The following is a 13,988-nucleotide window of genomic DNA, read 5'->3' on the forward strand; positions in this document are numbered from 1 at the left end:
GCACACACCTATCCCGTTGTCAAACCTCTCTTCCCGGACGAAAAAATCCAGGCATTTATCATAATAAATCTTATTTTGAAATCTCGTCGATCAGACGCAGCTCCTCAGCTGTAAACGGTGCACAGTGGATCGCTTTCACATTATCAAGGATCTGCTGTGGCTTGGAAGCTCCGATCAGAACACTGGTAACTTCCTTATGCTGAAGCAGCCAGCCAAGTGCCATATCAGCCAGCTTCTCTCCACGCTGGGCTGCCAGATCGTTCAGTCGCCGGATCTGATCCAGACGCTCCGGCGTCAGCACACTTTCCTTAAGGAATCTTCCGTCTTTGCGGATACGGCTGTCCTCCGGGATCCCGTTCAGGTAACGGTCTGTCAGCTGTCCCTGGGCAAGAGGGCTAAAGGTAATCAGACCTTTTTTCAAAATGCCGGTAGTTCTCTTGAGACCGTTTTTTTCCACAGTTCTGTCAAAAATGGAATACCGGTTCTGGTTGATCACAAAGGGGCATTTCAGATCCTTCAGGATCGCTGCCGCCTGGCTTAAGGTTTTTCCATCATAATTGGAAAGTCCCACATAGAGGGCCTTGCCCTGCTGAACCGCTGTTGCCAGTGCCCCCATAGTCTCCTCAAGCGGAGTCTCAGGGTCCATTCTGTGATGGTAAAAAATATCCACATATTCCAGACCCATGCGCTTCAGGCTCTGGTCAAGGCTCGCCAGAAGGTACTTGCGGCTGCCCCAGTTTCCATAAGGGCCCTCCCACATATCATAGCCTGCCTTAGTTGTGATAATCATTTCATCACGGTAAGACATCAGTTCCTCTTCCAGGATCTTGCCGAAATTCCGCTCTGCACTTCCGTAGGCAGGTCCGTAATTATTGGCAAGATCAAACTGTGTGATACCATTGTCAAAAGCTGTGAAGCACAGCTGTTTCATATTTTCATAATCAGATGTATCTCCGAAATTATGCCATAATCCAAGAGATACCTTCGGAAGCATCAGGCCGCTTTCTCCGCAACGGTTGTACTCCATGGTTTCGTATCGTTCCCTTGCAGGTGTGTACATAAAAAAACCTCCCATAATGTAGCATGATTTACATTTTCTGTAACTGCCTTTACTATACTTCACCGACCCTTATTTCGCAAGACGGATCATATTCCAGCTGTGTTTTGCAAAAACTGCTTCCAGTTTTCCGCCATCCAGCTTTGAGCACTCTGCACCGGCTTTTACAGGAACTACATTCTCTGGCTGCGCCTCTGTATTGACTGCCTGAAGATCGTCATTATTGAGTACAATATGCTCCACGATCTTATATTTCTCAAACTGTCTTAAATCACAGGAAACTTCCATATCCTCATCCAGGCTCTTATTTACCGCAAAGATCGTCAGTGTATCCTTTTCCTCATCCCAAACGCAAACGGAATCCAGATACGGAGCCTCACCATAAGTTCTGCTCTCATATACCGGTGTGAGAACCTGTGTATTCAGTACCGTTCCTCTTCCAAACACACTTGTCAGCATATATGGATAAAAGATCGTCTGACGCCATGCGCCTGTATCAGAGGTCATGATCGGTGCGATAACATTTACCAGCTGTGCCATACAGGCGATCTTTACACGGTCTGCATGACGGAGAAGAGTGATCAGCATACTTCCCACAAGAAGTGCATCCTCAAAGTTATAAACATCCTCTAGCTGATGGGGTGCCTGTACCCATTTTTCCAGCTTCTTATCCTGTTCATTGCTGTGGTACCATACGTTCCACTCGTCGAAAGAAAGATTAATCTGTTTTTTTCCATGCTTCTTTGCTTTTACAGCATCGCAGATGGAAACCACTCCTGAGATAAAATCATCCATGCCCTTGGAGCTTGCCAGGAAATCGGCAGTGTCTCCCGCTGCATTTCCATAGTACTGATGCAGGGAAAGATAATCCACCTGATCGTAAGCCTCATCAAGAACGGTATACTCCCAGGAGCCAAAGGTAGGCATTTCCAGATTGGAGCTTCCGCATGCAACAGTCTCAACCTCCGGATCCATAAATTTCATCAGGCGGGCAGTCTCTGCTGCAACTCTTCCGTACTCTGTCGCAGTTTTATGTCCCATCTGCCACGGACCGTCCATCTCGTTTCCGAGACACCATAATTTGATATCATGCGGCTGTTCATAGCCGTGAGCCTTACGAAGATCACTGTAATAGGTACCACCCTTAAAGTTACAGTATTCCAGAAGATTTTTTGCATCCTCCGGTCCTCTTGTTCCCAGGTTCACCGCCATCATCACATCACTGCCTGCTTTTTTTGACCAGTCCACAAACTCATTGAGACCAAACTGATTGGTCTCGATCACGCCCCAAGCCAGCTCCGGTCTGGACGGACGCTGATTCTTCGGTCCAACACTATCCTCCCAGCGGAATCCGGATACAAAATTCCCGCCCGGATAACGGACAATCGGAACCTGAAGCTCTCTTACCAGCTCCAGGGTATCCTTTCGGAAGCCCTGCTCATCAGAAAGTGGACTGCCTTCCTGATAAATACCCTCATAAACCGCACGTCCAAGATGTTCTATAAAGGAACCAAAGATTCTTTTGTCTGTTTTTCCGGTGAGGAAATATTTGTCCACGATGATCTGCGCTTTTTTCATTGTAAAAACCCTCCTGTGATAGAATTATCATTCAGAAAACTACTATTCTGTCTATCATTCTATCATTCCATCAGGCTTATGTCATTTCTTTTCTCAGGAAATATAAGGATTTTTCAAAAAATTTCCACACTTCTGACTACAGTGCCGCATTACACTTCTCATAAGCAAACAGTGCCGCACCTAGCGCACCACAAAGCTGTGCCTCATCACAGATATAAAGCTTCGCACCCAGCTTATCCTCCAGTGCCTGGATGATACCTTTATTTCTGGCAACACCACCGGTCATCATGTATTCACCCGGATTCTTTTTGCCAAGGCGGGCTGCAAGAGCTCCTACCTTGGAGGCAACGGATACATTCAGACCGTGGATGATATCTGCAACATCTTTATTCTGTGCAACCAGGGAAACTACCTCGGACTCTGCAAATACAGTACACATGCTTGAGATCACCACGTTCTCCTTCCATTCCAGTCCACGGGTACTCATTTCCTCCAGGGAAAGTCCAAGAGTACGGGCCATCATTTCCAGGAAGCGTCCGGTTCCTGCCGCACATTTATCGTTCATCAGGAAATTTTTTACCGCACCGTTGTCATCAATACTAATGGCCTTGATATCCTGACCACCGATATCAATAACTGTACGCACATTCGGATTCAGATAATGGGCTCCCTTTGCGTGACAGGTAATCTCTGTGATACTGTCATCTCCACTGTCAATATAGGCACGTCCATATCCGGTAGTAACGATACGCACGATATCTTCTTTCCTGATCCCTGCTTTTTCCACTGCCATCTCCAGGCTCTTCTCTGCGCTCATCATAGCACCGCCGCCTGTGGGAATGATCATGGTCGATTTAATTTTTCCGTCTTTATCCAGGATCACAACATCCGTACTTGTGGAACCGCTGTCGATCCCTGCCACATAATAAACTCCTGATTCCATTTTTTTCCTTATCTCCTCGCTGATTCCTTTTGATGGGTCCATATCCTCAGAGCCTTCCAGAGTCTCCGCAAAAGCCTGTACTCTGGTAAGGAGCTGTCCTGCACTCTGGCTTGTAAAATCTGTCTCGATCTTCAGAAGCGGAACCTTGATATCACGCTTGATGCTTGCATACTCAAATCCGTAATAGTCGCAGAATTTAATAGTATGATAAATGATTCCCCTCAGGTTCGGATCCAGATACAGCCGGTTTCTTCGGGTGCTGTTGTTCATACGGAAGCAGGGCATCTGGGAAAGAAGTGCATCCGCATAAGCCAGGAACATAGCATCGTCATCCATTTTTTCCAGTTCCTCACGGATCACTGCAAGACGTCTTCCACCTGTACAGGTCAGGTTTTCCACATCCATGCGGATGTTATCCCGGATCATTTTTTCCAGGACACCGCTGACACGGACACCCAGAACGCCGATATACGGCTGGTTATCCACAGTCTCATGGGAAAAAGCATTCAGAAATCCACTTCTGTCGAAGGTTTTCCCCGAAAATTTTTCGTAAGCTTTCTTAAGACGGTGGATACCCTGGGCGAGCTTCACCTTTTCACAGTCATTATCCTCATGCGGCATGTCCAGCATGTACAGAAATTTACATTTACCGGTGCTTTCCACAATGTCGTACACACGGCGCATGGAATCACAGCAGTTAACAAGAACAAGCTGCTCCACTTTTCCCTCCAGCACTGCCTGGATCACGGATTTTCCGAAGCCGCAGAGGTTGGCATGTGCGATCTGGTCCGAAAGCTCAAAATTCTCCGGCATTTCCTCAAGAACCGCACATTCCTCGCCAAAGCCCTTAAAAAGCTCCAGCGGTGTATATTTACAGACGTAATGTATCATGATCTCTTTCCCTCCTTACCTTCTGACAGCATTTCCAGATATGCCTGAAGTCGTGTGGATACCTGGCCATCACTGGAATTGGCCGGGTTACAGCCGTCACCGTCCAGTACCATGGTTGGAAGTCCTGCGTTTTCCAGAGAATTTTTGATCAGGCTGGAAGCTCCGATGGTTCCCTTGCAGCCCCAGTGTGCAAAAAGGATCCCTCCGTCTACCTCTGTAAGGTTCGCCAGCTCCTGGGCGCGCCGGATCCTCTGCTTCACACTTCCGTTGTAAATACAGTTGACCATTTTTTCCGCAAGGGCCTCATAAGGATCCGAGGCCTGCATCCGCTGAAAACCGTCTGCAACAAAATCACAGGCACTGATGTGCACGTTCTGGCTGTAATTAAATACATCCTTTACCGGCTCCTGCAAAAACGGCATCATATGCATCCACAAAATGTGAAGGCCTTCCCCCTTTGGCGCCTTCTTCACATCCTCAAGGAGAATTTTTGTATATTTCAGGGATTCCTCTGAACCCGCAAGAAGGTGGCACATAAAGATCGCATACAGCTCATTTGTCAGGGAAGTCACCGGATCGTGATCCTTTCTGAGGGCAAGCTGGCGGCTGTAATAGGAGGCCGCTTCATTGCTGTTGGCAACTGCACGCTGTACCGCCTGCTCAGAAATCTTTTTGCCGGTGACATCTTCCAGGAATTTTTTCATCTCGCGAAGCTGATCTGCCACGTAGCGGATGGAATCCTGATTTTTTTCATAGGGTACGTCAATATAAAAGCCCGGGATCTGATATTTCTGTTTCAGATAAGGAAACGTCATCATATTTCCGTCGCAGGCAAGGTTTGTGTAGATGGTACATTTGGGCTTCGGTACCAATCCTGTCATGGACGCTCCCAGAAAAACTCTGTGATAGGAGCACATGGTTTCCGGAAAGCCCTCTGATTCCGTCTGTGCCAGAAATGCCTGCTCACATCTGGTTCCTGCGATAAAGCAGGACATTGCCTCCACGGAATACGGAGTGATCCCTGCTGCTGTCAGAAGCTCTCCCGGTACAAAAATGCTCACCAGAGCGGTATCGTCCGGTTTTGCAAGAGCTTTGATGATATTCTGCATAACTACACAGGCTACATACTGTCCTGAAGCCGGTAGCTTCCTGTCAGGGAAAAGCTGCAGACGTTTTTCCTGAAGCCGGTAGCCAGTGAGAAGAAGTTTTCGTGCTTTTTCCGGGTCCCTGATGGATTCCTCTCCCACCATATCCCCGAATTTCTTTATAATATCCAATCTGTCACACCCTCCGTCAAGTCAAAAAATCTATTATAAGTCTGTCAGGCGCTTACCCGAAATTTTTGTCTTCAGACAAAATCCTGTATCATTATCATCTCCTGGATGATATAAAGTCCCACCTGTCAGACCAATATTTTTATTATAAAGATATTTTTTTCAAATGTAAACACGCCAATTTTTACAAATCTGAAGCCTTTTACACATATTAAAACATCAAAATGCAGATTTTCCACAAAACTCTCATCTCTTTTCGTGGAAAACCTGCATTTGTCTTATCACATTATTTTCTGCTCTGTTTTTTCTGTTGCTCTGTGTCACATCTGATGACGTACCACCTTATATTCATCTCCTGAACGATAATACGGACATTCCTTGTAATCACTGCTCACAAAACGATAATATTCATCCTCATCCAGATTGACATCACAGTAATATTCGTCACACTCTTCATCATATGTATAGTTTGCACAGTATTCGCAGCTGGTTCCCTTCATGCTTATTTCTCCTCTCTTTGCAGGAAAGTATTTCTCCCTGCTGTTCTCCTGATTATATAACAAAAAAAGGAAGAATTCCATTACTGAAATCCCCCCTTTTTTTATATATCAGAACATTCCGTTCGCAGTCTTATATTTGTAAAGCATCTCCGCATGGTTCTGCTCTTCCACCTGGATATCAGCCAGAAGCTTCCTCACACCACTGTCTTCAAAAGCAAAAACCTCCGAGTTGTATTCTCCGGAAATCAGCTTTTCTGTTCCGATACAGTCTGTTGCAAGAAAAGCATCGTGTTCCTTATCCTCTGAGGACATCACCGATGTGTAAGTAGCCTTTGGCTGGTAATCACGGCCGTCACTGTCATTGCAGTTTACCTGTGGAACTGTACCGGAAAGCACCTGGTTCAGGGAATCGTAATGCTCCTGCTCTTTTTTCTGAAGAGTCTGAAATAAGCTTTTAAGCTCCGGATCCCTGGCCTGCTGTGCGTATTTTCCGTATTTTTCAATGCAGCTTTTTTCCTGTGTCTGAAGATCCTGGATCACTGTGCGTTCTTTTTCCTTTAATATCATTATGATCATCCTTTCTTTTGATAATAATGATAGTATGGTTTGGAAACGCGATTTTATTCATATTTTACGCAGTCAGTATCTCCATCAGTGCTCCATAAAGATCCTTGTCCAGCTCCATGGACTGAAGCTCAGATAAAAGAACCGGCAGATTCTTTCCGGCTGTAACCAGCTGATATAATCTGTCCTTCAGTACAAAACCGATCTCTGCCTGGTTCAGGAAATCAAAGACACGTTTCTCTGTCTGATTATCTGCCACTTCGCCAGCAAGAATGATCTGCACCTCTGCCGCTGTGTCTGCTGCCACTTCCACACAGATCTTCTGAAGCTTCTCCTCATATTTTACAGCAGCCTCAGTCTCTGCTCCGTTAACCAGAACCTTCACAGTATCTGAGCCTGTTTTCGCAAAATTACAGAACTCCACGGTATAAGCTCTCTTTGCCGGGATCAGCTCTGTTTTTCCCTGTGCGGGATGAATGGTAAACACTCCCTGATCCTTTTCCTTATAATCCATTTCTGTAAATACACAGGCACCATTTTCGTAAGCACAGGTTTCGTTGTCATCCTCATACAATCTGAAGCTTCCGTCAGCACCCGGGAATACCCGGATATTCAGGCTTTCCGGATTCTTTTCCGCCTCTGTTCCACGGATCTCATCGGTCATCACCAGAATACCGCCTGCTTTTGCAAGAACCGGGATACTGTCCAGAGTACGGTACATATCCACCATTCGTCCACCCTCATAGCGCAGACCTGTATAAATATCATACCATACCCCATCCGGCAGCCATACTGCTGTCTTTGCTACATTAAGGCCCTTTACTCTCGGTGTTGTCACAGCCGCTACCATCAGCTGGTCTCCGAAAAAGTACTGATTTTTTACCGCATATGCCTCCGGTGCTTCCGGATATTCGTAATACATCGGCTCCACCAGAGGAATATCTTCCTGATAGCTTCTGTAGTTCATGGTATAAAGATACGGCATCATTCTGTGGCGCTCACGGAGAGCTTCTTCCATGACAACCTCTGTCTCCTTTTTGAAACGCCACGGCTCTTTTCCGTTGAAGTCACTGCATGAGCTGTGGAGACGCATGATCGGAGAAAAGATCCCGTACTGTGTCCAGCGGGCGGTCATCTCGTCATCCTTATATCCTAGCATATGTCCACCGATATCATGACTCCACCATCCATAACCGATGTTGGAGGCTGTGGATGTAAAGTATGGCTGAAAATCAAGGGAATCCCAGGTAATATGAGTATCTCCGGAAAAGCCTATCGGATATCTGTGGCTTCCGGGACCTGCATATCTGGAAAAGGTCATGGGACGTTTTCCGTTTCTGGCGCTATCCAGGAAATGGAAGTGATTGAAGATCCAAAGAGGATCAAGACCCTCGATCTTACAATTGCTTCCCTGCTGCCAGTCGATCCACCAGAAATCCACACCTTCTTCCTCTCTCGGATGATGAAGATATTTGAAATAGGCTTCTATAAATTTCGGACTTGCCGGATCGCATACTACCGGGTCCTCATTTTCATAATCCACACCCATGGCCTTTGCCATGTCCTCATACATTTCTTCACAGCCCTGTACACCGTCTGCAGGATGTACATTTAATGTGGTACGCATTCCTCTTTTATGTAAACCATCCAGAAAACGCTTCGGGTCCGGGAAGAGCTCTTTATTCCAGGTATATCCGGTCCAGCCACTTCCGTATTTCGGATCAACATCGGTCACATGCCAGTCCATATCAATGACTGCAACCGTAAATGGGATATTTTTTTCCTGGAATTTATCCATCAGCTCATTGTAGCTTTCTTCAGAATATTTATAATATCTGCTCCACCAGTTTCCGAGAGCAAACCTTGGAAGCATCGGTGTTTTTCCGCAGAGTCTGTAAAAATCATGAAGTGCTTCTTTGTAGTCATGTCCGTATCCGAAGAAGTACAGATCCTTGATGCCCTTTCTTCTTGGCTCGATCCAGCCGTCCGGCAAAAGCACCTGCGACCTGCTGTCGTCCACCAGAGAATATCCGAACCTGGAAAGAATACCATGCTCCAGCTCTGTAGCTCCGTTCACCATATCCAATGTTCTGGCAGTTCCCTTCAGATCATGGATCTCTTCTCCATAGTGCCAGATGCTGTGATAGGCACTTAGGTTTCCTTTTACCTGAATACTTAATCCCCAGCTGGTAAATTCCTTCTCATTGTAAATAAGGTGGATTCTTTTCGTATGGACCTCGATCCCATCCTCTGTACGCACTACACGATAGTCCGTTTTCGGAAAATCCCTGAAAAACACCATCTGCGTGGGGCGATCCTCAAATACGCCCTCCTCATCATACTCCAGACGGATCAGTCCCTCTGTAAGAAACGTAATCCTGTATTTATCCCCTGTGATCATATTTTCGCTTAATGCCAGAGGATGTGTTTCTACTTTATATATATCCTGCATTTATGTCCCTCCGTTTATTATCTGTATGCCATCAGCCCTTTACAGCAGATGCTGCGATTCCGGCGATAAACTGTTTCTGGAAGAACAGATAGATCAGAAGTACCGGGATGATGGAAATGGCAGTTGCCGCAAACAGTGCACCATAATCTGTGGAATACTGTCCGTTAAACATCTTAAGACCAACGGCAAGAAGCTGTTTGTCTTTGTTTGTAATTACCAGGTATGGCCACAGGAAATCCTCCCATGTCCAAAGGAACTGGAAGATCGCAATACTGAAGATTCCATTTTTTGACATCGGTAATACGATCTTGTGGAAAATATAAAACTCATTGGCTCCGTCAATTCTTGCCGCCTCCAGGATCTCGTCCGGAAGTGCGGAGATATGCTGCTTCATCATGAAGATTCCGAAGCCGCTGAACATAGCCGGGATGATCAGTGCTTTGTAGCTGTCCATCCAGCCAAATGCCTGGATCATGGAATACTTCGGGATAATGGTAACACACCACGGGATCATCATAGTAGAAAGTACGAATCCGAAAAGAATATTTCTTCCTTTAAATTTGTATTTACTCAGTACAAAACCACAGATAGTACTTGTATAAATTACGATCAGAGTGATCACTACCGTAATAACAATACTGTTTAAAAAGAAACGGACAAAATTAAAATGTGCGTTCATATTGATGTAGTTATCAATGATGAATTTCTGCGGAAGGAGATGCTGCTCCAGAGCCATGATCTCCTGATTTTCCTTGAAGGATGAAAAAATCATCCATACAAAAGGATATACGGTAACCACTCCAAGGATCAGAAGGAGTGCATTTAAAGCAATACTACTGACTTTTCTTTTCATGAATGTTTTCCTCCTTTAATCTTCTGTTCCGGAAACACGGAATGATAACCAGGTAAATACTGCTGTGATAACGAACAATACAAAGGACAGTGCAGATGCATATCCGAAGTTGTATTTTACAAACGCTTCATCATAGATGATGTAGGATGCAAGGTAAGTTGCTGTTCCGGGGCCACCTTCCGTCATGATCAGGATCTGAACATATGCCTGAAGGTAGGAAATAATAGAAGTGATGATAACGAACAGTGTCATAGGCTTCAGCAGCGGAAGTGTGATGTAACGGAACGTCTGCCATGCGTTGGCGCCATCTACTTTTGCGGCCTCAAGAGCATCTGTCGGAAGAGAATAGAGACCTGCCATGTACATAACAACTGCGTATCCGAAATCCTTCCAGATGGTCATGATCATAATTGCAAGAAGAGCGGTTTTCGGATTCATCAGCCAGTTTACATCCAGTCCGAAGATCTGATTGATGGTACCGATCTGAGGATTGTACATGAATTTCCATACAAAGGCTACGGCTACCATAGGAGTTACAACCGGCATATAATATACAGCTCTGAAAAAGCTTTTATATTTTATCAGTGTGGAATAGATCGCATAGGCGATTCCAAGTCCAAGACCTACACGAAAGAAAATAACTACAGCAGAGAAGATCACTGTGTTCAGCATGGATTTTCCAAACAGAGCACTGGTAAATACTTCCTTATAATTCTCAAGACCCAGGAACCGGTAAGTACCGCTCAACGGGTTCCACTCATGAAAGCTTCCTGCAAAAGCGATTCCAATAGGTACGATCAGAAATACCGTAAAGAAGATCACCATTGCCAGAACAACGATATTTCTCAAAATGATCTCGCTTTTGCTCTGCAGCGGATTTGTTTTTTTAAACATCGATGCATCCTCCTTATCTTTTCGATACACATCTTTTTGCTGAGAAAGGCGCACCCTTTTCCAAGTGCGCCTTTCTGCTCTGATACCTGCGGATTGCTCACGGCATCTTTTTATTTTGCATACTCATAAAGGTTTTCTACAGATTTGAATGTACTGTTCTTCATATCCTTTGTGATGTTGGCTTCTGCCTCGTCCAGGGCAGTATCAATGTCAACACCGTTGAAGAATACATCCTCTCCTGCTTTTTTCAGAGAAGTCTCCACAGTTGCAGGCATCGGGCCCGGCCAGATATAGTGGTCAATGTGCTCGGAAAGAACCTTCAGAGAAGGATTTTCAAGGATCTTCTCATTATCTGCCAGAGATTTCTTAGCCGGGAAGGTACTCATTGCCAGGTTAAATGCGATCTGTGCGTCATCGTTTGCCAGGAAATATTTTACGAAGTCCTGTGCAACTGCCTGCTGGTCAGCCGGAGCGTTTTTGTTTACGCCAAAGGTAGACTCACCGTTGTAACGGTTGTAAGCATATGGCTCGCCGTCAAAGGTCGGGATTTCAAATACGCCAAAGTCGATGTTGCTCCATGTTGTTTTCAGAGTGTTGTAGTAGTGTCCCCACTGGATGACCATGGCTGACTGTCCCTGTCCGAAGCTGTCTGCTGCTTTCTCACCGAAGTCCTTGGAACCGATGCCATCTACATCATACATATCTACCAGCATCTGCATTACCTTCTTCATTGCATCAGAGTTTACATTCGGAGTAACTCCGTCTTCCTTGAAGAGGTTTTCTCCCAGCTGATAATTCAGGCCAAGGAGGTAATTCTGATGGAAATCATCGTTGAAGTTCAGACCTGCCTGAACGATCTTGTCACCGTCTTTAATAGTAAGCTTCTTGGCAACCTCGATCATCTCGTCCCAGGTCTTCGGGATATCATCATCTGTCAGACCTGCTTTCTCCCACATATCTTTGTTGTAGTATACAGATCCGGTCATCATACCGTAATCAATATAGTAAACCTTTCCATCGATCACATGGGCGCTTACACCGTTGAAATCTGCCTCCAGATCCTCTGTGGGGATATCAAGAGGAGCCATGTAATTGATCAGGTTCTCATGGTAGCTGTTATGTACGTTGAAAATAGCCGGTCCGTTGTTCCCATCCAGTGCAAGAGGAAGCTTGGTCCAGTAATCCTCCCATGGGTTATCAACAAGATTGATCGTTACATTTGGATGGATCGCTGTGTATCCGTCGATGATCTGCTGGAACAACTCGTCACTGCCCCACTCCCAAAGCTCTACGGTGATGTCTTTTCCGTCATTGAGCTCCACACTGGGGTCATATTTGACCGTATCTCCGAAAGGCTCTGTAGGTACCTCTGCCTTAGCTTCGGATTTGCTGTCACTTCCGGCAGAACTTCCTGTACTGCCACATCCTGTAAATGCAGTTACAACCATTGCTGCAGCAACTACCGCTGCAAAAACTCTCTTTTTCATGCATTACCTCTTTCTTTCCGGTATTTTCCTGTTTTTTGACTACGTTTTCCGTTCCTTTTAGTTTAGCGCTAAATCTATTGTTAATCTATCACGCGCATAGAGATTCGTCAATATAAATTTATTATTTCGTCGATTTTTCCAGTATTTATATGGAATTTTTGTGCATTTTTCATATTTCAAGGCTGCATTTTTTTATTTTCCCGCAATCATACATTGATTTTTTCACTATGTTGGACTATAATATATATAGTTTATAAACCGTTTTTTTCGAACATTTATATTTCGTGTTTAAACCTTGTAAACCTGTAATAAGAGGATACATAAATTCTGGATTTTTCATTGTATTTTTATTTTTAACTGAGAAATGTGTCAGAATTTTTTATATAATATATATATGTATGACAGCAGTTTCCTTCCCGGAAACTGCTATGGAAGAACAGAGGTGTGTAGTATGACATTAAAAGATATCGCAGATCTGGCCGGTGTCAGTATGATGACCGTCTCCAATGTGATCAACGGCAAAACCAGCCGCGTTTCCCAGAAAACCAGAGACAAGGTCAATGCGATCATAGAAGAATACGGATATGTTCCCAACCTGAATGCCCGGAGCTTATCCAATAAAAAATCCCATATCATCGGCATCATCATTTCCCTCGATGAAAAAGATGTGCTCCTGGGAACCAACTATTTTGAGAACCCTTATGTCAGCACTATGATCGGTGCTATCGAAAAAGAACTGCAGAAGAATGAATATTTCACCATGATCCGCTCTGTATCAAAAAATGCGGATATCATTTCCCTTCTGAAGAACTGGAATGTAGATGGAATCATCATTCTTTATCCTGCCGCCGGCGAATACATGGCAAGGCTGATGGATTCTGCCACCTGCCCCATCGCCACTTTTGACTGTGAACTGGAACACCCCAATCTTATCAATATCACTTCCAATGATGAGAAGGGTCTTTACCTTTCCACAAAATATATGATCAATCACGGTCATTCTGCCATTGCCTTTGTGGCCGATTACAAAAACAACCACGTTCTTACCAGCCGTTTCAATGGCTATAAACGGGCGCTGGAGGAGAACCATATTGCTTTTAACCCGGATTACGTTTATGAGTACTCTCCTTCTTATGAGGGCGGTATCCAGGCCGGCCGTGAGATTGCATCCAGCAACTCTCCAGTTACCGCTGCGGTAACTACAGCGGATATCTGTGCTATCGGAATTATGGAGGGTGCCCGCCTGGGCGGCTACCGCGTTCCTGTGGATCTCTCTGTGATCGGATATGATAACCTGACACTGTGCCAGTACACTCTGCCCAAGCTGACCTCCGTCTCCCAGAACATCCCCCGGAAAGCACTCCTTGCCACCAGTCTTCTCCTGGAAAAGATCCGCACCGGCTCTGTCAGCTCCTCCTGCCGGCCTGCCCTGGATGTTGAGATCGTGGATCGGCAGTCAGTGATCTCGTTGTATTAAGTGCAGTGATTTTATCCT

11 protein-coding genes are annotated in these 13,988 nt (G+C 45.3%); 1 reads left to right on the plus strand and 10 read right to left on the minus strand.

All coding sequences use genetic code 11. The annotated features are described in order from the left end of the window. Positions 1-70 precede the first annotated feature (70 nt). The 10 genes from AC04Q4_RS10910 to AC04Q4_RS10955 form a co-directional block, all read right to left on the minus strand. Entirely contained in the window at positions 71-1,060 is a 990-nt protein-coding gene (locus AC04Q4_RS10910; RefSeq protein WP_476388963.1) for an aldo/keto reductase, read from the minus strand. Positions 1,061-1,129: 69 nt separating this feature from the next. Further along, positions 1,130-2,635: an arabinosylfuranosidase ArfA gene (gene arfA / locus AC04Q4_RS10915; protein ID WP_476388964.1), complete on the minus strand. Its 1,506-nt coding sequence runs from the start codon at positions 2,633-2,635 to the stop codon at positions 1,130-1,132. Between the two features lie 136 nt (positions 2,636-2,771). Further along, positions 2,772-4,469: an acyl-CoA dehydratase activase gene (locus AC04Q4_RS10920; RefSeq protein ID WP_476388965.1), complete on the minus strand. Its 1,698-nt coding sequence runs from the start codon at positions 4,467-4,469 to the stop codon at positions 2,772-2,774. After that, positions 4,466-5,746 carry a 2-hydroxyacyl-CoA dehydratase gene (locus tag AC04Q4_RS10925; RefSeq protein ID WP_476388966.1) on the minus strand — a complete coding sequence of 427 codons (1,281 nt, stop codon included), beginning with the start codon at positions 5,744-5,746 and terminating at the stop codon, positions 4,466-4,468. The genes AC04Q4_RS10920 and AC04Q4_RS10925 overlap by 4 nt, the downstream gene beginning before the upstream one ends. A 317-nt stretch (positions 5,747-6,063) precedes the next feature. Continuing rightward, positions 6,064-6,243, minus strand: coding sequence for a DUF6472 family protein (locus AC04Q4_RS10930; protein ID WP_015526328.1), 180 nt, complete (start codon positions 6,241-6,243; stop codon positions 6,064-6,066). A gap of 108 nt (positions 6,244-6,351) precedes the next feature. Beyond that, positions 6,352-6,810: a spore coat protein gene (locus AC04Q4_RS10935; RefSeq protein ID WP_476388967.1), complete on the minus strand. Its 459-nt coding sequence runs from the start codon at positions 6,808-6,810 to the stop codon at positions 6,352-6,354. Between the two features lie 64 nt (positions 6,811-6,874). After that, positions 6,875-9,259 carry a TIM-barrel domain-containing protein gene (locus AC04Q4_RS10940; protein ID WP_476388968.1) on the minus strand — a complete coding sequence of 795 codons (2,385 nt, stop codon included), beginning with the start codon at positions 9,257-9,259 and terminating at the stop codon, positions 6,875-6,877. Between the two features lie 31 nt (positions 9,260-9,290). After that, a complete protein-coding gene (locus AC04Q4_RS10945) occupies positions 9,291-10,112 on the minus strand; it encodes a carbohydrate ABC transporter permease (RefSeq protein WP_173738334.1) in 822 nt (273 codons plus the stop codon). A 15-nt stretch (positions 10,113-10,127) separates the two neighbouring features. Then, positions 10,128-11,006, minus strand: coding sequence for a carbohydrate ABC transporter permease (locus AC04Q4_RS10950; RefSeq protein ID WP_118512744.1), 879 nt, complete (start codon positions 11,004-11,006; stop codon positions 10,128-10,130). 110 nt (positions 11,007-11,116) lie between these two features. Next, positions 11,117-12,493, minus strand: coding sequence for an extracellular solute-binding protein (locus tag AC04Q4_RS10955; protein WP_173738333.1), 1,377 nt, complete (start codon positions 12,491-12,493; stop codon positions 11,117-11,119). A 451-nt stretch (positions 12,494-12,944) separates the two neighbouring features. Between AC04Q4_RS10955 and AC04Q4_RS10960 the strand changes: the two genes are divergently transcribed. Continuing rightward, the gene (locus AC04Q4_RS10960; protein WP_173738332.1) at positions 12,945-13,970 is read left to right on the plus strand and encodes a LacI family DNA-binding transcriptional regulator; all 1,026 of its coding nucleotides are present in this window, start codon (positions 12,945-12,947) and stop codon (positions 13,968-13,970) included. Positions 13,971-13,988: the final 18 nt, after the last annotated feature.

Source organism: Blautia sp. HA8986, assembly GCF_056504635.1.

Bases quoted from the DNA above. Each gene is read 5' to 3' on its own strand.
- AC04Q4_RS10960 (WP_173738332.1), top strand. From the start codon at position 12,945: ATGACATTAAAAGATATCGCAGATCTGGCCGGTGTCAGTATGATGACC.
- AC04Q4_RS10935 (WP_476388967.1), bottom strand. From the start codon at position 6,810: ATGATATTAAAGGAAAAAGAACGCACAGTGATCCAGGATCTTCAGACA.
- AC04Q4_RS10955 (WP_173738333.1), bottom strand. From the start codon at position 12,493: ATGAAAAAGAGAGTTTTTGCAGCGGTAGTTGCTGCAGCAATGGTTGTA.
- AC04Q4_RS10950 (WP_118512744.1), bottom strand. From the start codon at position 11,006: ATGTTTAAAAAAACAAATCCGCTGCAGAGCAAAAGCGAGATCATTTTG.
- AC04Q4_RS10940 (WP_476388968.1), bottom strand. From the start codon at position 9,259: ATGCAGGATATATATAAAGTAGAAACACATCCTCTGGCATTAAGCGAA.
- AC04Q4_RS10920 (WP_476388965.1), bottom strand. From the start codon at position 4,469: ATGATACATTACGTCTGTAAATATACACCGCTGGAGCTTTTTAAGGGC.
- AC04Q4_RS10910 (WP_476388963.1), bottom strand. From the start codon at position 1,060: ATGTACACACCTGCAAGGGAACGATACGAAACCATGGAGTACAACCGT.
- AC04Q4_RS10945 (WP_173738334.1), bottom strand. From the start codon at position 10,112: ATGAAAAGAAAAGTCAGTAGTATTGCTTTAAATGCACTCCTTCTGATC.
- arfA (WP_476388964.1), bottom strand. From the start codon at position 2,635: ATGAAAAAAGCGCAGATCATCGTGGACAAATATTTCCTCACCGGAAAA.
- AC04Q4_RS10930 (WP_015526328.1), bottom strand. From the start codon at position 6,243: ATGAAGGGAACCAGCTGCGAATACTGTGCAAACTATACATATGATGAA.